The organism is Frigoribacterium sp. NPDC087798, from assembly GCF_044742985.1.
Classification (GTDB): Bacteria; Actinomycetota; Actinomycetes; order Actinomycetales; family Microbacteriaceae; genus Frigoribacterium.
The window spans coordinates 63,424-85,417 of sequence record NZ_JBIUVP010000004.1 but is presented as its reverse complement, the minus strand read 5'-3'; the positions used below and the strand labels follow the sequence as shown (position 1 = coordinate 85,417).

Annotated in this window: 17 protein-coding genes; 13 read left to right on the top strand and 4 right to left on the bottom strand. The window is 70.7% G+C overall.

The features are described from left to right. Window positions 1–101 precede the first annotated feature (101 nt). Both ACIOSR_RS11920 and ACIOSR_RS11915 read left to right on the top strand, forming a co-directional pair. Window positions 102–1,094 (top strand): glycerophosphodiester phosphodiesterase family protein, encoded by a 993-nt coding sequence (locus ACIOSR_RS11920; protein ID WP_402752737.1) that lies wholly within the window; start codon window positions 102–104, stop codon window positions 1,092–1,094. A gap of 80 nt (window positions 1,095–1,174) precedes the next feature. Then, the gene (locus tag ACIOSR_RS11915; protein WP_402752736.1) at window positions 1,175–3,595 is read left to right on the top strand and encodes an ATP-dependent helicase; all 2,421 of its coding nucleotides are present in this window, start codon (window positions 1,175–1,177) and stop codon (window positions 3,593–3,595) included. On the opposite strand, the gene ACIOSR_RS11910 is transcribed toward ACIOSR_RS11915, so the two are convergent. After that, on the bottom strand, window positions 3,592–4,020 hold the full coding sequence (locus ACIOSR_RS11910) for an FHA domain-containing protein (protein ID WP_402752735.1): 429 nt from the start codon (window positions 4,018–4,020) through the stop codon (window positions 3,592–3,594). The two genes, ACIOSR_RS11915 and ACIOSR_RS11910, sit on opposite strands and share 4 nt — an antisense overlap. Window positions 4,021–4,530: 510 nt before the next feature. On the opposite strand from ACIOSR_RS11910, the gene ACIOSR_RS11905 reads away from it, so the two are divergent. From ACIOSR_RS11905 to ACIOSR_RS11880, 6 genes are all read left to right on the top strand, one after another. After that, a complete protein-coding gene (locus ACIOSR_RS11905; RefSeq protein WP_043594286.1) occupies window positions 4,531–4,824 on the top strand; it encodes a WXG100 family type VII secretion target in 294 nt (97 codons plus the stop codon). 80 nt (window positions 4,825–4,904) lie between these two features. Continuing rightward, window positions 4,905–5,201 carry a hypothetical protein gene (locus tag ACIOSR_RS11900; protein ID WP_402752734.1) on the top strand — a complete coding sequence of 99 codons (297 nt, stop codon included), beginning with the start codon at window positions 4,905–4,907 and terminating at the stop codon, window positions 5,199–5,201. Continuing rightward, window positions 5,198–6,466: a putative T7SS-secreted protein gene (locus ACIOSR_RS11895; protein WP_402752733.1), complete on the top strand. Its 1,269-nt coding sequence runs from the start codon at window positions 5,198–5,200 to the stop codon at window positions 6,464–6,466. The genes ACIOSR_RS11900 and ACIOSR_RS11895 overlap by 4 nt, the downstream gene beginning before the upstream one ends. A 571-nt stretch (window positions 6,467–7,037) precedes the next feature. Beyond that, the gene (locus ACIOSR_RS11890) at window positions 7,038–7,781 is read left to right on the top strand and encodes a hypothetical protein (RefSeq protein ID WP_402752732.1); all 744 of its coding nucleotides are present in this window, start codon (window positions 7,038–7,040) and stop codon (window positions 7,779–7,781) included. 34 nt (window positions 7,782–7,815) lie between these two features. Further along, on the top strand, window positions 7,816–8,418 hold the full coding sequence (locus ACIOSR_RS11885) for a hypothetical protein (protein ID WP_402752731.1): 603 nt from the start codon (window positions 7,816–7,818) through the stop codon (window positions 8,416–8,418). Continuing rightward, window positions 8,415–12,848, top strand: a complete 4,434-nt coding sequence (locus tag ACIOSR_RS11880) for an FtsK/SpoIIIE domain-containing protein (protein ID WP_402752730.1) — start codon at window positions 8,415–8,417, stop codon at window positions 12,846–12,848. The genes ACIOSR_RS11885 and ACIOSR_RS11880 overlap by 4 nt, the downstream gene beginning before the upstream one ends. Window positions 12,849–12,883: 35 nt before the next feature. On the opposite strand, the gene ACIOSR_RS11875 is transcribed toward ACIOSR_RS11880, so the two are convergent. The 3 genes from ACIOSR_RS11875 to ACIOSR_RS11865 all read right to left on the bottom strand — a co-directional run bounded on the left by ACIOSR_RS11875 (window position 12,884) and on the right by ACIOSR_RS11865 (window position 15,666). Beyond that, window positions 12,884–14,824 (bottom strand): thioester domain-containing protein, encoded by a 1,941-nt coding sequence (locus ACIOSR_RS11875; protein ID WP_402752729.1) that lies wholly within the window; start codon window positions 14,822–14,824, stop codon window positions 12,884–12,886. A 154-nt stretch (window positions 14,825–14,978) separates the two neighbouring features. After that, a complete protein-coding gene (locus ACIOSR_RS11870) occupies window positions 14,979–15,212 on the bottom strand; it encodes a hypothetical protein (RefSeq protein WP_056043406.1) in 234 nt (77 codons plus the stop codon). Window positions 15,213–15,255: 43 nt separating this feature from the next. Next, window positions 15,256–15,666, bottom strand: coding sequence for an ester cyclase (locus ACIOSR_RS11865; protein WP_056043403.1), 411 nt, complete (start codon window positions 15,664–15,666; stop codon window positions 15,256–15,258). Between the two features lie 213 nt (window positions 15,667–15,879). Between ACIOSR_RS11865 and sucC the strand changes: the two genes are divergently transcribed. The 5 genes from sucC (at window position 15,880) to purH (ending at window position 21,860) form a co-directional block, all read left to right on the top strand. Beyond that, window positions 15,880–17,043 carry an ADP-forming succinate--CoA ligase subunit beta gene (gene sucC / locus ACIOSR_RS11860; RefSeq protein ID WP_402752728.1) on the top strand — a complete coding sequence of 388 codons (1,164 nt, stop codon included), beginning with the start codon at window positions 15,880–15,882 and terminating at the stop codon, window positions 17,041–17,043. 15 nt (window positions 17,044–17,058) lie between these two features. Next, window positions 17,059–17,946 (top strand): succinate--CoA ligase subunit alpha, encoded by an 888-nt coding sequence (gene sucD / locus ACIOSR_RS11855; RefSeq protein WP_043594275.1) that lies wholly within the window; start codon window positions 17,059–17,061, stop codon window positions 17,944–17,946. 177 nt (window positions 17,947–18,123) lie between these two features. Then, entirely contained in the window at window positions 18,124–19,497 is a 1,374-nt protein-coding gene (locus ACIOSR_RS11850) for a DUF6350 family protein (protein WP_402752727.1), read from the top strand. Window positions 19,498–19,605: 108 nt separating this feature from the next. Then, complete coding sequence (purN, locus tag ACIOSR_RS11845) at window positions 19,606–20,199, top strand: phosphoribosylglycinamide formyltransferase (RefSeq protein ID WP_054147430.1); 594 nt, start codon at window positions 19,606–19,608, stop codon at window positions 20,197–20,199. Then, window positions 20,196–21,860: a bifunctional phosphoribosylaminoimidazolecarboxamide formyltransferase/IMP cyclohydrolase gene (gene purH / locus ACIOSR_RS11840; protein WP_402752726.1), complete on the top strand. Its 1,665-nt coding sequence runs from the start codon at window positions 20,196–20,198 to the stop codon at window positions 21,858–21,860. Before purN ends, purH begins: the two co-directional genes overlap by 4 nt. The last annotated feature ends 134 nt before the right edge of the window (window positions 21,861–21,994 follow it).

Genomic DNA, 21,994 nt, shown 5'->3' with positions numbered 1-21,994 from the left:
CGCCTCCTCGTCTCTCCACAGACGCTCTTTCCGCAGACGGCCTCTCGCCGGGAGGTCGGGCGGCTCGGGCTGCGCACGGGGACGCCGGTTAGCGTGACCGGGTGTCCATCTCGCCTCTCGTCATCGCCCATCGCGGCGCCAGCGGTCACCGACCCGAGCACGGCGAGGACGCCTACCGTCTCGCGATCGAACTCGGGGCCGACGCCATCGAGCCCGACCTGGTCGCGTCGAGCGACGGCGTGCTCGTCCTGCGGCACGAGAACGAGATCTCGGGCACGACCGACGTCGCCGACCACGACGAGTTCCGGCACCGCCGCACGACCAAGACCATCGACGGCACGAAGGTCACGGGCTGGTTCACCGAGGACTTCACCTGGGACGAACTCAGCACGCTGCGCATCCGCGAACGGCTGCCCGAGCTGCGGCCCGAGAGTGCGGCGCACGACGGCGAGGGGCGCATCCAGCGGCTGGGCGACCTGCTCGACCTGCTCGACGCGGCGGATCGGCCCGTCGGGCTCGTCGCCGAGGTCAAGCACGCCACCTACTTCGACTCCATCGGCCTGCCGCTCGGCGAGCTGCTCGCCGACGAGCTGCGGCAGCGGCGCTGGGTCGACGACCCGCGGCTGACCATCGAGTCGTTCGAGCAGACCGTGCTCGGTCGGCTCGCCGACCAGCGGCTCGGTGCCCGGCTCGTCTATCTGCTCGAGAAGGCCGGCGTCGCAGCCGACCTGGTCGCCTCGGGCAGATCGTCGGTGGGCTACCGCGACCAGCTGCACGCCGAGTCGCTCGAGTCGTTCGTCGACGCCGGGCTGCACGGCGTCAGCCTCGACAAGCACACGCTCGTCGACGCGCAGGGGGCGACCGACGGTCGGGTCGTCGACCGGGCGCACGCGGCCGGCCTCGACGTCTTCACCTGGACGCTCCGCGCCGAGAACGCGTTCCTGGCCAAGGCCCACCGCGGCCCCGGTGGCAAGGCGGCCTTCGGCGACTGGCGCGCCGAGTTCACCTCGCTCATGGCGCTCGGCGTCGACGGAGTCTTCGCCGACCAGCCCGAGCTCGCCGAGGAGGCGCGGGTCGCCTTCGCGTCCCGCTGACCCCGCGCGACGCCGCCTGCGACCGTGGTCGCCCCGCACCCTCTCGCCATGTCGGTGGTCACGCTTAGACTCGACGGGCCATGACGATCGTGCTCGAGCCCTCTGACGCTGCCGGCGGTTCCGGCGACCCCCTGACCGCCGGTCTCAACCCCCAGCAAAAAGAGGCGGTCGAGTACCGCGGGCAGTCGCTGCTGATCGTGGCCGGTGCCGGCTCGGGCAAGACCAGTGTGCTGACCCGCCGCATCGCGGGCCTGCTGGCGACGCGCGAGGCGTGGCCCAGCCAGATCCTCGCCATCACCTTCACCAACAAGGCCGCGGCCGAGATGCGCGAGCGCGTGGCGCACCTCGTCGGTCAAGCAGGCGAGGGCATGTGGATCAGCACGTTCCACTCGGCGTGCGTGCGAATCCTCCGGCGCGAGGCCGAGCAGTTCGGCTTCACCAAGAGCTTCACGATCTACGACTCCGCCGACTCGAGGGCCCTGCTCAAGCGCATCCTGAAAGAGCTCGACGCCGACCAGCTCGGGCTGACCGTCAGCATGGCCTCGGGCAAGATCTCCAAGCTCAAGAACGAGCTCAGCGACGTCGAGTCGTACTCGCGCCAGATCAATATGAACGACCCGCAAGAGGTCATGTTCCTCGAGATCTTCCGGCAGTACACCCGCGAGCTGCAGCGGGCCAACGCCTTCGACTTCGACGACCTCATCGCCCAGACCGTCTACCTGTTCCGCGCCTTCCCGCACGTGGCCGCCCAGTACCAGCGGCGGTTCCGGCACATCCTCGTCGACGAGTACCAAGACACCAACCACGCGCAGTACTCGCTCATCCGTGAGCTGACCCGGCCGGTGCAGGCCGACCTCGTCGACGAGCTCGAGAGGGGCGGCCAGTTCGTCCAGTCGATGCGCGACGGCAGTGGCGGCATCCCCGGGGCGTCGCTCACCGTGGTGGGTGACTCCGACCAGTCGATCTACGCGTTCCGGGGCGCCGACATCCGCAACATCGTCGAGTTCGAGCGCGACTTCCCGAACTCGAAGGTCATCCTGCTCGAGCAGAACTACCGCTCGACCCAGAACATCCTCGACGCCGCCAACGCGGTCATCTCGAACAACTTCGACCGTCAGGCCAAGAACCTGTTCACCACGGTCGGCGCCGGCAAGAAGATCGTCGGGTTCACCGGCTACACCGGTCACGACGAGGCCCAGTTCGTCGCGGACGAGATCGCGGCGCTGCACGAGTCCGGCACCGACTACAAAGACATGGCCGTCTTCTACCGCACCAACTCGCAGACGCGTGCACTCGAAGAGATCTTCATCCGCTCAGCCATCCCCTACCGCGTGCTCGGTGGCACCAAGTTCTACGAGCGTGCCGAGATCAAGGACGCCATGGCGTACCTGATCACCGTCGCCAACCCGGCCGACCCGCTCGCCCTGCGACGCATCATGAACGTGCCCAAGCGCGGCATCGGTCCCGCGACCGAGACCGCGATGCAGCGCTGGGCCGACACCAACAAGGCGCCGCTGCGTGACGCGATGCGCAACGCCGACCAACTCGGCCTCGGGCCGAAGGTCACCGGCGCGATCACGGGCTTGGCGAAGCTGCTCGACGACGTGCAGGCCACGGCGGCGACCGCGCCCGTCCACGAGATCCTGTCGGCCCTGATCGCGGGCAGCGGCCTGGTCGAGGTGCTGCGGGCGTCGCGTGACCCGCAAGACGAGGCCCGCGCCGAGAACATCGACGAACTCGTCGCGGTGACGAAGGAGTTCCAGAAGAACAACCCCGACGGCACGCTGCTCGACTTCCTCACCGAGGTCACGCTGGTCGCAGCCGCCGACGACCTCGACGACACGAGCGGCACGGTGTCGCTGATGACCCTGCACACCGCCAAGGGGCTCGAGTACGAGGCGGTGTTCCTCACCGGCGTCGAAGAAGACCTGTTGCCGCACCGCATGTCGGCGAACGAGCCCGGTGGTCCGTCCGAAGAGCGACGACTGTTCTACGTCGGCATCACTCGCGCTCGACAGCGGCTGTTCCTGTCGCTCGCGATGACGAGGGCGCAGTTCGGCGAGGTCAACGTCGCCATGCCCTCGCGGTACCTGCAAGAGATCCCGGTCGAACTGATCGACTGGAAGCAGTCGCCGGGCATGGCCACGAGCCGTGGGGGCACACAGCCGCGGGCGCTCAACGCCCGTCGCGAGGGGGGCGACGGCAACCGCGGTGCGACGCCGCGGGCCTCGGGCGGCTACGGCTCGGGCAGCTACGACCGGGCCACCGCGGCGGCGAAGACGAAGCCGAAGACCGAATGGGCGAACCGGGTCACGGGCACCGTACGCGACAACGGTGACATGGAGCTCGAGGCCGGCGACCGCATCTCGCACGTCGACTTCGGCGAAGGCCGTGTCATGGCCGTCACCGGCATCGGCGCCCGTCGCATCGCCGAGGTGCTCTTCGACGGAGCCGGGCGCAAGAAGCTGCTGATCAAGGTCGCTCCGATCGAGAAGATCTAGCCCCCTTCCGCGTTCTCGCGAGAGGTCGTGTCGTGTGTCCTGGAAGGCAGGAGGGCCGCGGTCGTGTCGCTCTCGGGTCGGTGCCGGACGACCGTCACGCTGTGGTCGCCGATCGACAGCAGCGATCCGACCCGGGCGCGCGCCGGGGTGTGAGCCTCGAGTTCAGTGACCTCGCCGCTGGGCGACACGAGGGTGGTGCCGTTTCCCGAGCCGAGATCGGTGACCCAGACGGCCGCGTCGGCCCCGATCGCGATCGAGACGTGATGGCGAGACAACGATCGGCCGGCGTCGTCGAGCGCCACGACATCCGCGTCGGTCGGAACGGGCAGGGGGCGGTCGGTGCGACGCCCGACGACGATCGCGCGCCGTGTGACGGGGACGACGCTCTCGTCCGGCAGCCGCAGGCCGTAGTGCCGAGGGCGCACCGTCGTCGCCTCGAGATCGGGAACGGGTGGCACCGCGTCACCGCCGGCCGGCTGATCGGGGGCTGACCGCCTCGGGGTGGTGGCGGCAAACTGCGGCGCGTGAGGGATCGGGGCAGCGCGGGGCGCGAGGGGCGCGAGGGGTGCGACCGCGGACGGTGCCGTGCTCTCCGGAATGACGGGAGCGTGCTGCGCCGACTCGCTTCGACGCTCCTCGACGACGAACCCCGAGGAGGCGCTGGTCGGCGGGGGAGGGGACGTCACGATCGGTGCGGGCAGCTGGAGGGGCAGGGTGGTGACGCGCGAGAGCAGCCCTGCGGCACGCTGCTCACGAATCGTCTCGGCGGTGATCACCGGAGGTGGCGTCGGGTGTTGCTCGCGCCTCCTGGGCTTGTCCTTCTTGCGACACATGTCGACTCCGATCTGTGGAGAACCGTTACGCAAACTATCAGGCATGACATATTGGTCGAGTCCGACCGACCGGTCGGCACCACCAACGAGAGGGACCACCTCATGGCCAATGTCACCGTCACCTACGACGACCTGCGCACGCAGGCCACCCAGCTGCGCAACGGGCAGCGCGCGATCGAAGACCAGCTGGGCCAGATGAAGTCGCAGATCGACAACCTCGTCGGCTCGGGCTACGTGACCGACAAGTCGTCGAAGGCATTCGACGCGACGTACACCGAGTTCACGACCGGGGCGTCGAAGACGATCTCGGCGGTCGAGAGCATGGCGACGTTCCTCGAGAACGCGGCCAGCACCCTCGAGGGCGCCGACCAGCAGCTCGCCAGCAGCCTGGGCTGACCGACCACACACAGGGACGGCCGGGGCGGGTCGCGGTGAGACGCGACGCGCTCCGGCTTCCGGCACGAGGGGAGGACCTCATGGCTCGAACGAGCCTCAACATCGACGGTGCGGGTCTCGAGGCGTTGCTCGCCGACCTGGCCACCGTGAAGACCGAGTTCGAGTCGAGCGACTCCTCGGCGTCGGCCACGGCCGAGGCTTGCGGGCACGTCCGGCTGGCGGCGAAGGTCACGTCGTTCGCGACGAACTGGAACGACCGGCGGGCGAAGCTCGCCGAGCAGATCACCGAGCTGGGCAAGGCGTTGTCGACGATCGACGAGACCTTCACCGAGGTCGACGGAGAACTCGAGGGCGTCTTGGTCGGGGGCGACAGATGACGGCCGGCACGCTCGCCGGTGTGGCGGCCGATTCGTTGGTGGGGGTGTCGGGCGACCCGGTGCTGTTGAACTCCATGGCGAGCCACTACGAGTCGGTGGCGGCCTCGATCCGAGGTGCGGCAGCGAAGCTGCGATCGCTCGAGACGGGGTCGTCGTCCAGCGACGCCCTGGATGCGTTCGTGGTCAAGGCCGAGGAGGTCTCCGCGAGTCTCGGCAAGGCCGAGGGACGATACGGAGAAACGGGGGCTGCGCTCAAGGCGTACGCGTCCGAATTGTCGCTGGCCCAAGAGGCGGCTGCGCCGGCCCTCGCGAACCACCGCGACGCCGCCGACGACCTCGCCGCGGCCGAGAAGCTGGTCGAGCGGTACGAGCACTTCGCGCTCGTGGCTGTCGACGACGTGACGAAGCAGGAGCACCTCGACCAGGCCGCGGCGCAGCGCACGAAAGCCGAGGAGGCGCGGGGCCGGGTCGCTCTCTACGCACGCCGCCTCACCGATGCGCACACGTCCGTCGAGACCGCCGCGACGGCTGCCATCGCGAGGATCGACGACGCCACCGACGACGGCCTCGCCGACACCCTCTGGGACGATCTCGGGGGCGCGTGGGACGCCGGCTTTACCGCCTTCCAGAAGTGGATGGAGGAGAACGACTCGTGGATCAGCGAGCTGATGAATGGGCTCACGATCGTCGGCGGATTACTAGCCGCTCTGGCCTTCATCGTTCCTGGTTTGAATATCGTCGCGGCAATTGTGGCCGTCCTGGCTTTCGCCATCACGGCAGCTCGAGCGAGCGCAGGCACAGCCACTCTTGGAGATGTCCTTCTGGCCGGGTTGTCCTTGGCGACCATGGGGATAGGAGGTGCTGCGGTCGCCTCGGCTCGCGCAGGGATCAAAGGCATCGCTGCCGCGCGAGCCGCGGGCCTCGTGTCCCACAGCGGAGTTTCTCGTGGATCTGCGATGGCGTGGGTTAGTAGGAGTTGGTCGAGAGCTCAACCTGGGTTGGGGGATTGGACCCTCGTGAAAGCGCTTGGCGACAGTGAAGTGGCAAGGATGTTGCACTTCCTTCGGACCAGCAGGCCGGGCGCATTCGCGGATGACGCCGATGAAGTCGCTCGCATCATGCGCAGGTTGAACGTCGCGCGCGCCGTCCAGGCGCTTGACCACGCTCTGACGGCACACGGACTTGCGGGGGTGGGAGTTTCCCGTGTGACATCTCGGGAATCGAACACTGCGACCTGGTCGACTGCTGCTGGAGGTGCCCTTTGAGCTCCGGCCGCCGCGCTGCTCCGGTTTCGTACCGATCCCTGGCTTTGAGGGGTCTTCCTCTCTTCGCTGGGATCGCCGGGATCGCATCGCCGCTCTACATGCAGTTGTCACGACTTGTCTTCGGATCTCTGGCTTTACCCAAGGGAGGGGGGTTTCGAACAAACCCTGCGGGTGATGTTCTCTTCCAAGCCAGTGAGGGGTGGCCCCCGTTCGTCTTGCCGTCCGGCATCTTTTGGTTGGTGAGCGCAGCGATGCTGACCTTGGTCGTGATCGTGTACCGAAAGAGAACGGAATCACTCGACTTCGCACTTCAACCTTGGGTGTTGGCGTTCTGGTGCGGACTAGCTGCTTTCTACGGCTGGCTTCATTCGCGGTTCTTCATCGAGCTCGCGGAGTGGCCGCGCGATTCGTTCGCTGCAGCGCTCGTGCTGGCGGCCGAGTGTCTCGCATTCTTCGCGTTAGGAGCCGAAAGGGCGGTCCGATCCATCGTCGTTCGGCGCGAACTCAAAGCTGCTCAGAGAGGTGACGGCCCCCGTCTTGCGAGGGCCGGGCTTCGCCCCGAGGACCAGTCATGAGTGGCCCGGGGTACGTGGGGCGGACGGCCGGGACGGTGGCGGCGTCGTATTCGATCGTCGTGCCTCCAGGGTTCGTCCGGGTGCCGGGTGGAATGGACGCGCCTGACGCAGCGGCGTTCGTCGCCGAGCAGCTGGGAGACCAACCCGCCCCCGGAACCGGAACGGCCCCCGACGACTGGCGACTGCGGTTCGGGTCGGCACTCGGGCGTGCGCTCGCGGCCGACGTCAACGGCCGTGTGCTCGACTCGTACCTCAGTGCGGGCCCGCTGCCCGGCACCGACATCGTGTGCTCGATCGTCGTCGCGTCCGTGCCCGTCACCCGGACTCCGCATGCCGACCTCGACCGGCTGCTGCTGCGACGCGTCGCCACCCACGGGGCGGCTCCGATCGTCCTCGCCGGCGACCCGGCCGTTGTCTGGACCGACCTCGCAGCTGAAGCCCCGGCACAGGACGGCCATGCCGTACCCGACGAGGTCGCCGACCTCACGCCTCTCCGCCGTCGGACCGTCCTCACACGAGTCGCCGGTCATGACGACCGGCTGCTCACCCTCGTCCTCACCATCGGTTCAGCGACCGATGCGTCGGCCGCACCGGGCGACGCCGACGCCGACACCGGGTCCGACATCGACGCACGAACCCGCATCGTCGACGCCGTCACCGACGTCTTCGACGCCATGCTCAGCACCTTCCGCTGGCGTGACGCCGAAGGGCGCCTGGTCACCGACCGGCCCCTCGCCTGAACCCTCTCGACTGCCACAGAAAGCGACCTGCACCATGACCGAAACCGACACCGACGCCACCACCGACTTCGACATCCTCATCGGGCACGACCCCGAGACCTGGGTGGCCCTTCCGACCTCCTGGCCGCACGACGGCCATCGTGCGCCACGCTCGTGGATCAAGGCGACCGTGCGCACCGTGGCCGAGCGGTCCGAGGTGTCGACCCGCGCCTCCCGGTCCTGGCTGACGGAAGTGCTCTCGGCCCTCGCGCGCTGGTCGCCCGAGGACGAACGCCGGTACCTCTACCTGCCGGACATCGCGACCCCTCCGTCGCTGCTGCGCGTCCAGTACGGGTTCGTCGGAGGCGATCGTGATGTCGCCCTCCGGGCCATGGTCTTCGACAGCGACGTGGCCGCGGTCGAGCCTCCCGTCGTCGAGCAGATCGAGGCGAGCGGTCTCGGGCAGGGGCTCCGGGGCGTGCGGTACGCGGCCGTCGACGGCGACGCCGGCCTCCACGCCACGCTCGTCTACGCCTTCCGGGCCGAGCCGTACGACCTCCGCGTCACCTGCCAGGTCGGCGGGCCGGAGGGCGTCCTCGGCATGATCGACGAAGTCGACGTGTTCGTGGACGACATCAGCGTGGTGCCCGCCGCGTGAGGCTGAGCGTCACCGTCCTGCACGTCCCGACGGGCCACCGGGCGGACCGCTCGGTCCTGGTCGATCCGGACACCACCGTCGACGCCGTGGCGCGGCACCTCGCGTCGTCACTGGGTCACTCGGGTCACGCCCCGCCCGCTGAGCCCTGGAGCATCACGGTCGACGGGGTGCCGGTCGACCCGACTGCGCGCATGAGTTCGGGAGTCCTGCTCGACGGCGCCGTCGTCGGCTTCGGCGGCCCCGCGACGCACCTCCGTTCGCCTGCCGATCTGCCCACCATCCGCATCATCGGAGGCCGCGGGGCAGGGACCATCCACGTCGTCGACGTCGGGCTCGTGCACCTCGGTAGCGGTCTGGACTCGGGCGTGAGACTGGACGACGCGCGGGTGCCCCCGATCGTCGCGACGATCGAACTCGACGGCGCCGGACGCTTCACACTGACCCCCACGGCAGACGCCTTCCCCGAGTCCGACGACGAAGCGCGCGGGCCACTCGTCCTCGTCGACCGGGTTCCCGTCCTCGGCGCAGCCGTGGTCGACGAACACTGCGTCATCACGATCGGCGACGTCCTCCTCGCCGTCGCACCGGCCGGGCGGCCGTCCGCCGCGATCACCGTGAGCGAGGGGGGAGGCGCCCTCGACCACGCACGCCCACCGCGCCTCCTGCCCGAACCGCCGACCACGACGTTCCGGTTCCCCGCCGAACCCCAACAGGGTGCGAAGCGGCCCCTGCCGATCGTCGCGGCGCTGGCGCCGATGCTGATGGCCGTCGTCATGGTCAGCGTGTTCGGGAACGTCGCCTTCCTCGCCTTCGGGCTCATGTCGCCGGTGGTCATGATGGGCAACCACCTCTACGACAAGCGCAACGGGAAGGTCTCGCACCGGCAACGCCTCGCCGACCATCAGGCCACGAAGGAGGCGGTGGCGGCGGATGCCGAGAGCGCCGTGCGCCAGCTGCAGCGCGAGTTGCGACACCTCAGTCCCGACGCCGCCACCGTGCTCGACATCGCCGCCCGGCGTCGCTCGCGGTTGTGGGAACGCCGTCGTGACGACCCGGATCACCTGCGCGTCAGGATCGGCACGGCGGATCTGCCCTCGGGTGTCACCATCGAGGACCCGGCCGAACTCGAGCACCGTCGGACCGTCGCTCGCCCCGCGGTCGACGTGCCCGTCACCGTCGATCTGGCCGACCACGGGGTCGTCGGGGTGGCAGGCCGATCCGAACACGCCAGACCTCTCGTCGCGTGGATGCTGGCTCAGCTCGCCGTCGCCCAGAGCCCCCGCGACGTGCGGTTGGTCGTCCTGACCGAACACGCTGCGGGCGACGACTGGTCCTGGCTGGCCCATGTCCCCCATGCCCGTCCCGAGAACGGTCGTCCAGCCGCCGCCTGGGTCGGCAACGACGCCGAGACCGTCGCCCGCCGCATCGCCGAGCTCGGGGCCGAGATCGACTCTCGCCGCCGGGCGGTGCGGGAGTCGCAGGGGACCCTCCGTGCGGCCACCGACATCGTCCTCGTCGTCGACGGTGCGCGGCGGTTGCGGGCACTGCCCGGGCTCGTCCGCGTCCTGCGGGACGGGCCCTCCGTCGGCGTGTACGCCGTGTGCGTCGACGCCGAACGCCGATCCCTTCCCGAGGAGTGCGTCGCCGTCGTCACCTGTGGCCTCGCGCGGCATTCCCTCGACGTGCACCGCACCGCCGACGTGCGCGAGGTCAAGGCCGACCTGCTGCCCGCCGGTTGGTTCGAGGCCGTCGCCCGGGCCGTCGCCCCGGTGGTCGACGTCGACGACGGCGGCGGAACGGGCGGGCTCCCGGCGCGTTCCCGGCTGCTCGACGTGCTGCAGCTCGAACCCCCCACCGCCGAGGCCGTACTCGACCGATGGGCTCGCACGGGCCCCACGACCGAGGTCGTCATCGGAGAGAGCCTCGACGGCCCGTTCGCCTTCGACCTCCGCAGGGACGGTCCGCACGGTCTCGTGGCCGGCACGACCGGCTCCGGCAAGTCCGAGTTGCTGCAGAGCATGGTCGCGTCGCTCGCCGCCGCGAACACCCCCGAGTCGATGACGTTCGTCCTCGTCGACTACAAAGGTGGTGCCGCGTTCCGGGACTTCGCGCCGCTGCCCCACACCGTCGGGATGGTCACCGACCTCGACACGCACCTCGTGGAGCGGGCGTTGCACTCGCTCGGGGCCGAGCTGCGACGCCGCGAGCACCTCCTCGCCGACGCCGGAGCGAAGGACCTCGAGGACTACGTGGAGGGCGCGGTCGGTGACGATGCGAGGCCTCCGTTGCCACGCCTCCTGATCGTGATCGACGAGTTCGCCAGCATGGTCCGCGAGTTGCCGGACTTCGTGACCGGCCTCGTCAACATCGCCCAGCGCGGGCGTTCTCTCGGAATCCACCTCGTGCTCGCGACGCAGCGGCCGACGGGCGTCGTCACCGGCGACATCAGGGCGAACACGAACCTGAGGATCGCCCTTCGCGTGACCGATGCAGGTGAGAGCAGCGACGTCATCGACGCGGGTGACGCGGCCGGCATCTCCAAGTCGACACCGGGTCGCGCCTTCGTCCGATTGGGGGCCAGTGCACTCGTCCCGTTCCAGGCTGGCCGTGTCGGTGGCCGACGCCCCGGGGCGGTGGCCGAGGTCGTGCCCGAGGTGTGGTCGAGTCCGCTCGACTGGCAGGACCTCGGGCGGGTCGTGGCCGAGCCGCCGCCACGGACGACGACCGAGTCCGTCGGTCGCACCGACCTGGCCGAGCTCGTCGACGCGCTCGCCGCGGCCTCCACCCGTCTCGGGATTCCTCGCCCGCATCGTCCGTGGCTCGACGCCTTGCCCGACAGGCTCGTGCTCGACGACCTGGCAGGGTCGCGGACGGGCTCGGACGTCGACGCGTGCGTCCCCGGCGACGTGGCCGTGCTGCCCTTCGGTCGGCAGGACTTCCCGGCCGAACAGCACCAGGCCCCGGCCGCGCTCGACCTGCAGACCCTGGGGCATCTCTTCGTCGTCGGCGCCCCGCGGACGGGACGCTCGCAGGTGCTCCGCACGGTCGCGGCATCCCTCGCCGACCGGACGAGCTGCGCCGACGTGCACCTCTACGGCATCGACTGCGGCAGCGGTGCCCTGTTGCCGCTCGAGAGCCTTCCGCACGTCGGAGCCGTCGTCCAGCGGACCCAGCTCGACCGGGTCCGGCGCCTGCTGACGAAGCTCGTCGACGAGACCTACCGGCGGCAACAGGTGCTCGCAGGGGGAGGTCATTCGGGAGTGGTCGAGCAGCGACGAGCCGCTCCCGAGGGGGACCGCCTGCCGCACCTGGTCGTCATGATCGACCGGTGGGAAGGGTTCACGGGCAGCTTCGCCGAGATCGAGCACGGCAAGCTCGTCGACCAGGTGGGGGTGCTCTTGCGTGAGGGTGCCGCGGTCGGGCTCCACGTGCTCGTCACGGGTGACCGGCAGCTCGTCGCGGGCCGGCTCGCCGCCCTGGTCGACGACAAGCTGCTCCTGCGCCTGACCGACCGGGCCGACTACGCCCTCGCCGGTCTGAACGCGCGGACTCTGCCCGACGTCCTGCTCCCGGGGCGGGGCTTCACCGCCGAGACCTCGATCGAGACGCAGGTCGCCTTGATCGATGCCGAGGCCACGGGGCAGGCGCAGGCCGAGGCGCTGAGACGGCGGGCGGCGTCGGCGGCTCACCGTGACCGTCATGTTCCTGCCGTCCGTCGGCCCTTCCGCGTCGACGAACTGGCGGGCCCCATCTCGTTCGACGATGCCTGGTCCCGCCGGGGAGCGGCTGACCCGGCGAGCGTCTTCGCCTTGATCGGCGTCGGTGGCGACGACCTCGTGCCGTGGGGTCCCGACCTCGCCGACGGCCCCGGCAGCTACGTCGTGACGGGCCCCCCGAAGAGCGGGCGCAGCACCGTCCTGGCAACCGTCGTCCGGTCGCTCACGGCCCAGAGCATCGGAGTGGTCGTCGTCGCCCCACGGCGATCGCCGCTGCGGGCGCTCGAGGGGTCGCCCGGCGTGGTCGCGGTGATCACCACCCGCACCGTCGAGGAGGCCCTCCTCGCGCCCTTCTTCGCAGACGCCGACGGTCCTCGCGTGCTCGTCATCGACGACGGCGAACACCTCAAGGACTGCCCCGCGGCCGAGTGGCTCGCGGAGTTCCTCAGGTCGTGCCCCGACACCGGTCGCGCACTCGTCGTGGCCGGGACGACCGGTGAGGTGTTGTCCGGGTGGGCCGGCTGGCAGGTCGACGTGAGGAACAACCGGTGCGGCGCCGTGCTCAGCCCACAGCTGCCCAACGAAGGTGACCAGGTGGGGCTCCGGCTGACGAAGTCCGACCTCGCCGACCGGCCGACGCCCGGGTTCGCCCTCGTTGACGACGGCAGCGGTCGAGCCGTCCGGGTGCAGGTGCCGTTCGATCGGGCCGGGTGAGCCCGGGCCGGTTCGGGGCAGCTGCACCCGGGGGCTCATCGCGCCTCGCCCAGGCCGAACGACGACAGGGCGTCGGGCTCGCCTGCACGGCAGGCCGTCTCCGACCCCATGTCCGGGCGGCGCCTCCGGAGGTGCAGCGCACCTGCCGCCGTCACGAGCACCAAGCCGGTACCCACGATGCCGAGGGCGACGAGCAACGGTTGCCCTCCACCGGTCGAACCGGTGAAGGCCAGCCGCGCCCGAGGCGCGGGGGCATCGGCCGGCACCGGTTGTCGGACGGTCGTCATCTCGCTCCGGTAGACGGTGGTGTCGGCGAAGGCCGGCACGATCCTGCTGCCGTCCTCGGCCGCCGCCGACCCCTCCGACGAGAACAGGAAGACGTACGTGCCGGGTCGCTCGAGCGTGACGCAGGGCGTGGCGTAGGTGCCGTCCTCGCTGGTGGACACCGTCTCGCGGGCCACGATCAGGTCCGGGTCGAGGCGGCCGATCGGTCCGAGGTCGCTTCCCACCTCGGGGGCCTCGGCGAACGGTCCGACGAGCACCGACTCGACGTCGACCCCGCCGGGCACGTCGGGGTGGAGGTCGACGACGGTGAGTTCGTCGCTGACGCAGGCACCGGGGTCGATCTCGGCGTCGGACACCACGGTCGAGATGGTCGGCGTCCAGGGCACGAACGTCGTCTCGGTCGCCGTGCCGAAGGGAGAGCGCCAGGAACCCACCCGGTCACGCCCCGCTTCGACCGGAGTGTCCGCAGGATCGATGGTCTCGACCCACGTGTAGTAGCCGCCGGCGGGCAACTCGCAGCCCGGCGTCGAGTAGGTGCCAGGACCGTCGAGTACCTCGAGGGCGACCTCGCAGACCAGCGGGGCGTCGTCCGGCCACGCGGCGGCCTCGATCACGGGAGCGAGGAAGGGCCCGAGCAGGCGGCTCCGCACCGTGACCGGTACGGGACGCCAGCTCCCCGCGTCGTCGTATCGCCCCCACTCGGACAGGAGCCCGTCTCCGGGCCGTACGCCGAGCGACACCTGGTCGGTGACGACCGTCCCGGTCTCGGCCACGGTGTCGCTGGTGACGGTCGACACCGTGGGCTGGAACGGCAGGGGCGACAGCTGCTCGACACTCGCGGCTTCGGAGGCGGAGGCCGCGACCCCGCCCGAGAAGAGGATCATCTGTGAGCCCGCGGGGCTGTTCCCCACCGTGGTCACCCGTCCGTACGGCAGGTCGACGAACTCGACCGAGGCGTTCACGGTGACGTGGGCAGCGTCACCGGTGGCGACGACGGACACGCTCTCGCCGTTGCGGACCACGGCCGTGGTCGAGCCGTCCGCGAACACGGCGCCGTCCAGGGTGACCGTGCCTGCATGTGTCGGTTCGAGACTCGTCGGCCCGCCCGCCACACGGTCGACCGTGAGGTCGGGGCGGATCAGCCCGGTGCCGTCGTCCGAGAGTTCGACGGTGATCGATGCCGCGACCGATTTCGACGCGGCGGACGAGGCCTCGGCGAGCATCTGGTTCGCGCGTTCGAGCACGATCGGCCACCGCTCGTTGGCACGGCCGGCGTAGTACCGCTGCGTGTGGCCGTTCAGGCCGGTGATGGTCCAGACCGCGAGCTGTCCCGCGGCGGCCGTGTCGGCGTCGGTCGTGCCGCCCCAGGTGCGGGCGATGTACGCGAGCCGCGCGTGGTCGTCGGTCGAGACGCCGATCACGTCACCACCCGTGGTCGTGTCGTAGTGGTTGCCGACGGGCGAGCTCTTGCCGGCTTCGAGGCAGAACGCCTGGGTGCCGTCGTCGAGTCGGTAGGTGCCGAGCCACGAGACGTCGTCGCCACGCCAGAGGTGGCCCGGGCCGAGTCCCGTGCCGGTCACGGCGGCGGCCGGAGCGTGGCCGAGCAGCCCGACGGCGACGGAGAACAACAGGGCGAGGGCGAGCGCGAGGCGCCGTCTGGGGGGCCCGAGGGCCTTCGTTGGTGATGTCATGCACCGACGATCGGGCAGCGGCCCCGGCTGCCGAGGCCGGCACCGCGCCTCCTGTGCACGGTTCCCGCTGACGCAGGGCGGGGGAGGAGCCGTGACGCGACGACGCCCCGCCGCGAGCTGCGGCGGGGGCGTCGTCAGACGGTGGTGACCGAGGTCACTCGGTCTCGTCGAGGTCGATCTCGTCGCCCTCGAGGTCGTTCGAGGCGTACTCGGGCGAGCCCTCGCGGGGCGCGCCACCGGTGGGGCCGTCATTGCCCTCGCCGACGCCGGGGAAGACCGTCTCGCCGGCCACGGCGTCGTTCGTCGCGATCTGCTCGGACTCGGCGAACTCGTCGGCCTGGTCGTAGGGCTGCTCGCCCGATGCTGCGGGGGTGTTGGTGTCGCTCATGATGCGTCCTCTCGAAGGCGGTGCGGGGTGGTGGGGGAGCGGCTCAGGCCAGACCGAGCTGCTGCTTCATGCCGGCCTCGTCGGTGGCGCCCCAGCGCTCGACGAGCAGGCCGTCCTCGTCGAACCGGCCGACCTGGATGCCGCGCACGGTGAACGACTTGCCCGTGGGTTCCGCGCCCTGGAACGTGCCGGTGTGCGTGCCCGAGATCGTGAAGACGGCGGTGACGTTCTCGTCGTCGGCGACGAGGGTCTCGACCGCGAGGTCGGCGTCGGGGAAGGCCGCGAAGAACTCGGTCCAGAAGGCCTGGATGCCGGCGAGGCCGGCGGGTGCGTCGGGGGCCGGGTCGTGGTCGACGACGTCGGCGTGGAAACCTTCGCCGAGGCGGTCGATCTCACGGGCGGTCAGGATCTCGCCGAGGCGCTCCTGCGTGGCGAGGTTCTTCTCTTTCGACATGCGTGTCTCCGTCTTCTGGTTCTGTCGGGGGTGTCTCTCGTCTACTCCCCAGGCGGCAGCGGGCCCCCGATGCTCACAGCAGACGCCACGCTCGGCGTACCCCTGGGGTCGCCCGCTAGGCTGACCGCGGCCCATATGTCTTCATGTCGAGATGGCTCGATGTCGAGACGGATCATGGTGAGACAACGCAGCGATGCGGATTGGAAGAACAGCGTGGATCTTTTCGAGTACCAGGCCAGAGACCTGTTCGAGCAGTACGGCGTGCCCGTGCTGCCGGGCATCGTGGCCGACACCCCCGAGGAGGCGCGAGCGGCGTCCGAGAGGCTGGGTGGCGTCACCGTCGTGAAGGCCCAGGTCAAGGTCGGCGGCCGCGGCAAGGCTGGCGGCGTCAAGGTGGCGAAGACCCCGGACGACGCCGAGGCCGCGGCGAAGGACATCCTCGGGCTCGACATCAAGGGCCACGTCGTCAAGCGCGTCATGATCGCCGGCGGCGCCCAGATCGCCCGCGAGTTCTACTTCTCGGTGCTGCTCGACCGTGCCAACCGTTCGTACCTGTCGCTCTGCAGCGTCGAGGGCGGCATGGAGATCGAGCAGCTCGCCGTCGAGAAGCCCGACGCGTTGGCGCGCATCGAGGTCGACCCCCGCGCGGGCATCGACCTCGCGAAGGCCACCGAGATCGCGAAGGCCGGCGGGTTCCCCGACGAGCTCGTCGAGAAGGTCGCCCCCGTCCTGGTGAAGCTCTACGCCGTCTACGAGGGCGAGGACGCGACCCTCGTCGAGGTCAACCCGCTCGTGCTCACCGAGCAGGGCGACATCGTCGCCCTCGACGGCAAGGTCTCCATCGACGAGAACGCCGAGTTCCGTCACCCCGGCCACGCCGAGCTCGAGGACGCCGACGCGGCCGACCCGCTCGAGGCGAAGGCCAAGGCCGCCGGCCTCAACTACGTGAAGCTCGACGGCGAGGTCGGCATCATCGGCAACGGTGCAGGTCTCGTCATGTCGACGCTCGACGTCGTCGCGTACGCCGGCGAGGCGCACGGCGGCGTCAAGCCCGCCAACTTCCTCGACATCGGCGGCGGAGCGAGCGCCGAGGTCATGGCGGCGGGGCTCGACGTGATCCTGGGCGACGCCCAGGTCAAGAGCGTCTTCGTCAACGTCTTTGGTGGCATCACCGCCTGTGACGCGGTCGCCAACGGCATCGTCGCCGCCCTCGGCATCCTCGGCGACGCGGCCACCAAGCCGCTCGTCGTGCGACTCGACGGCAACAACGTCGACGAGGGTCGACGCATCCTGGCGGAGGCGGCGCACCCGCTGGTCACCGTCGTCGCGACCATGGACGAGGCTGCCGACAAGGCCGCCGAGCTGGCTTCGAAGTAAGGACTGCACAGAACAATGTCGATCTTCCTCAACAAGGACAGCAAGGTCATCGTCCAGGGCATCACCGGCGGCGAGGGCACCAAGCACACCGCCCTCATGCTCAAGGCGGGCACGCAGGTCGTGGGCGGCGTGAACGCCCGCAAGGCCGGCACGACCGTCACCCACGGTGACGTCGAGCTCCCCGTCTTCGGTACCGTGACCGAGGCCGTCGCCGAGACCGGCGCGGACGTCTCGATCGTCTTCGTGCCGCCGGCGTTCGCCAAGGACGCCGTCGTCGAGGCCATCGAGGCCGAGGTGCCGCTCGTCGTCGTCATCACCGAGGGCATCCCCGTGCAGGACAGCGCCGAGTTCTGGGCGCTCGCCAAGGCCAAGGGCGGGACGACCCGCATCATCGGCCCGAACTGCCCCGGCATCATCACGCCCGGCGAGTCGCTGGTGGGCATCACGCCCGCCTCGATCTCGGGCTCGGGGCCCATCGGCCTGGTCTCGAAGTCGGGCACCCTGACCTATCAGATGATGTTCGAGCTGCGCGACCTCGGCTTCTCGACCGCCATCGGCATCGGTGGCGACCCGGTCATCGGCACGACGCACATCGACGCCCTCGAGGCGTTCGAGGCCGACCCCGACACCAAGGCGATCGTCATGATCGGCGAGATCGGCGGCGACGCCGAAGAGCGTGCCGCCGACTACATCAAGGCACACGTCACCAAGCCCGTCGTCGGCTACGTCGCGGGCTTCACCGCCCCCGAGGGCAAGACGATGGGCCACGCCGGTGCGATCGTGTCCGGCTCGGCCGGCACCGCCCAGGCGAAGAAAGAGGCGCTCGAAGCCGCCGGCGTCAAGGTCGGCAAGACGCCGAGCGAGACCGCGGCGCTGCTCCGCGAGGTCTACGCCTCCCTGTAGGGGCCGACCCGCGCCTCCTCCACGGGCGTGTTCGTCACGGCTGGTCGTCCTCGGACGCCGGTCACGACGGACACGCCCGTCGTCGTGCGTGCGGGCCGGCGGGTGCGGAGCGGCGTCGTCGTGGCGGGCGGCGGGGCAGCAGGCCGGCCCCGGTCGGCACCGGTACAGTCGCTCGCGATGAACCGCCCAGTCACCGCTCTCTTCTCCGCGCTCGAAGCCCTGCTCGTCGTGGCCATCGGCGTCGGCATCCCCCTCGTCGTGCTGACCTCGCTCTGGGCGTTCCAGTACGGCCTGCAGATCGACTGGGTCGTCTTCTGGCGCGCAGCCGTCGACTCGTGGCTCGTCGGGCACGGCGCCGACCTGACCGTCCAGCTCAGCGCCGACGCAGCCGCGGCGACCGGCATCCCCGGGGCGGACGCCCCCATCGTCATCTCGCTGGCCGCGCTCGGCTTCGCCCTGCTCACGGTGCTGATGGGCATCCGCGCGGGCCGCGCCGCGGCCGAGACCGCGCACCGCCTGACGGGCGTGCTCGTGACCATCGGCACCTTCGGCCTGCTGTCCCTCGCCCTGGCGGCCTCCGCGCAGCACGAGCTCGCACGCCCGTCGTTGTGGCAGGGCACGCTCCTGCCCGCGCTCGTGTACGCCGTGCCGGTCGTGGCCATGGCGGAGGTCACGCGTCGGCGTCGGGGCGAGGCCGCCGACCCCGTGACCGGTGCCGTGATCGGCCTCCTGTCGCGACTGCCCCGACAGGTGACCGGCATCGCGGCCGCCGGACTGCGGCTCGGGACCGTGGCCGCATCCGCCGTCCTGGCCGTGTCGGCCCTGATCGTCTCGGTGCTGATCGTGACGAACTACGCCCAGATCATCACCCTGTACGAAGGCGCGCACGGCGGGTTCCTCGGAGGGCTCGCGTTGACGCTCGGTCAACTCGCCCTGCTCCCCGACGTCGTCGTGTGGGCGGCGTCGTGGCTGGTCGGCCCAGGCTTCGCCATCGGCACCGGGTCGTCGATCTCGCCCCTGGGCACCGCCGTCGGCCCGATGCCCGCGATCCCCTTCCTCGGCGCCCTGCCCACCGCCGACCTGACGTTCGGTTTCGTCGGGCTGCTGGTCCCGGTCGTCGCCGCGTACGTCTGCGCGACCCTCCTGAGGCCGCGGCTGCACCGGATGCTCACCGGGTACGGGGTCGACGACCTGGTCCGTCGCATCGTCGTCGCGGTCGTCGGCGGGGTCGTCGGGGGAACGCTGCTCGGCCTGCTCGCCTGGGCGGCCTCGGGCTCGGCCGGGCCCGGACGCCTGACCTACGTCGGACCCGACCCGCTGCTGGTCGGCGGGTTCGCGGCGCTCGAGTTCGCCGTCGCCGGCGTGCTCGCGATGGTCGTGACGCCACCGAGGTTCGCGGGTGATCGAGCCGAGACGACGCCGGACGGTTCCGATGCGAAGCGGCACGACGACCCGCTCGTCGACGACGACACGCCGACGGGCCCTGTGCCCGGGACCACCCTGCGGCGCGACGGCGACGACACCGAGCGCATAGAGGGCATCACGCGCTGACGCCGTCGTCCGACGGACCGCCACCGCATCCACCACCACCGCCGCCGCACGGGGACCATGGCCGCCACCGCCCTCCGGTGCGCGCGCCCGGGCCGCTAGGCTTGCCGGGTGCTGAAGCTCGTGGTGCTCATCTCCGGTGGCGGCTCGAACCTCCGGGCTCTGCTCGAGGCCGCGAGCGACGCCGAGTACCCCGCCCGGGTGGTCGCCGTCGGCGCCGACCGCGAGGCCGACGGCTTCGAGCACGCCGAGCACTTCGGGGTGCCGACCTTCTCGGTCGCCTTCTCGAACTTCGCCGACCGTGCCGCCTGGGGTGACGAGCTGCTGGCCCAGATCGAGCAGTGGCAGCCCGACCTCGTCGTGCTCAGCGGTTTCATGCGACTCGTGCCGCCACGGGTCGTCGCCGCCCTGGCACCGAACCTGATCAACACGCACCCCGCCTACCTGCCCGAGTTCCCCGGCGCGCACGGCGTGCGCGACGCGCTCGCGGCGGGCGTCGAGCAGACGGGCGCGAGCGTCATCGTCGTCGACGAGGGCGTCGACAGCGGCCCGATCCTCGCCCAGCGTCGCATCCCGGTCCTGCCCGGCGACGACGAGTCGTCGCTGCACGACCGCATCAAGGTCGTCGAGCGCGAACTGCTCGTCCAGACCGTGCTCGACATCGCCAACGGAACGACCACACTCGAACAGGAGCCCACCGCATGAGCGGCCACGCCATCGACCCCAGCCTCTACCGCGACCGTGACGCCGTGACCGTGCGTCGTGCCCTGATCAGCGTCAGCGACAAGACCGGCCTGCTCGACCTGGCCGCCGCCCTCTCGGCCTCCGGCGTCGAGATCGTGTCGACCGGCTCGACCGCCCAGACCATCCGGGACGCCGGCCACGCCGTCACCGAGGTCAGCAGCGTCACCGGGTTCCCCGAGTCGCTGGACGGCCGCGTCAAGACGCTGCACCCCGCGGTGCACGCCGGCATCCTCGCCGACCTGCGGCTCGAGTCGCACGAGGCGCAGCTGGCCGAACTCGACATCGCCGCGTTCGAGCTCGTCGTCGTCAACCTCTACCCGTTCGTCGAGACCGTCGCCTCGGGTGCCGACGTGCCGACCGTCATCGAGAACGTCGACATCGGGGGGCCCGCGATGGTCCGGGCCGCCGCGAAGAACCACGCCAACGTCGCGATCGTCGTCTCGCCGACGAACTACCCGCAGATCGAGAAGGCGCTCACGCTGGGGGGCACGACCCTCGCCCAGCGTCAGCGCCTGGCCGGCGAGGCCTTCGCCCACACGGCCGCGTACGACACGGCAGTCGCGGCGTACTTCGCCGCACACGTGGGTGTGCGCGCCGAGGCCGACGCGTCCGCCGCGGCGACCCGCGCCTCCTCGTCCGTCGTCGACCAGCAGGAGGCGCGGGCCGGCTTCGAGCCCACGGTCACCGTCTCGGCCGAGCTGCAGGACACCCTCCGCTACGGCGAGAACTCCCACCAGGCGGCCGCGATCTACGCGACGCCCGGCGCGCACGGCATCGCGCAGGCGACGCAGCTGCACGGCAAGGAGATGTCGTACAACAACTACGTCGACGCGGACGCGGCCCTGCGCGCCGCCTACGACTTCGACGAGCCCGCCGTCGCGATCATCAAGCACGCGAACCCGTGCGGCATCGCCGTGGCCTCGCCCGACGCCGTTGACGCCATCGCCGACGCGCACCAGCGGGCGCACGCCTGCGATCCCGTCTCCGCGTTCGGCGGCGTCATCGCGGCCAACCGCCCGGTGACCCGCGCCATGGCCGAGACCGTCGCGGACATCTTCACCGAGGTCGTCATCGCCCCGGCGTTCGACCCCGAGGCCGTCGAGATCCTCAGCGCGAAGAAGAACATCCGCCTGCTGACCCTGCCCGCCGACTTCACCCGCGACGCGCGCGAGGTCAAGCAGATCTCGGGTGGCCTGCTCGTCCAGGACGCCGACCGGTTCGACGCGTTCACGTCCGACGGCTGGACGCTGGTGGCCGGCGACGAGGCCGACGCCTCGACGAGAGCCGACCTCGAGTTCGCCTGGAAGGCCTCGCGCGCCGTCAAGTCGAACGCGATCCTGCTCGCCTCGGGCGGCGCGTCCGTCGGGGTGGGCATGGGCCAGGTCAACCGCGTCGACTCGTGCCACCTCGCGGTCGACCGCGCCGGTGCACGTGCCGCCGGGTCGGTCGCGGCGTCCGACGCGTTCTTCCCCTTCGCCGACGGCCTGCAGGTGCTGCTCGACGCCGGCGTGGCCGCGGTCGTCCAGCCCGGCGGGTCGATCCGCGACGACGAGGTCGTGGCCGCGGCGAAGGCTGCCGGCGTGACCATGTACTTCACGGGCGAGCGCCACTTCTTCCACTAGGCCTTCGTCGCCCGGGGCCCCGGAGGCGCGCGTCGCGTCGTCCACGATTCCGAACCGTTCCGTCTTGCGGCGGAGTCGACGGCACGCATATCCTGTAAGGCTGCTCACAGCCGGTCGGACACGACCGCACGGAC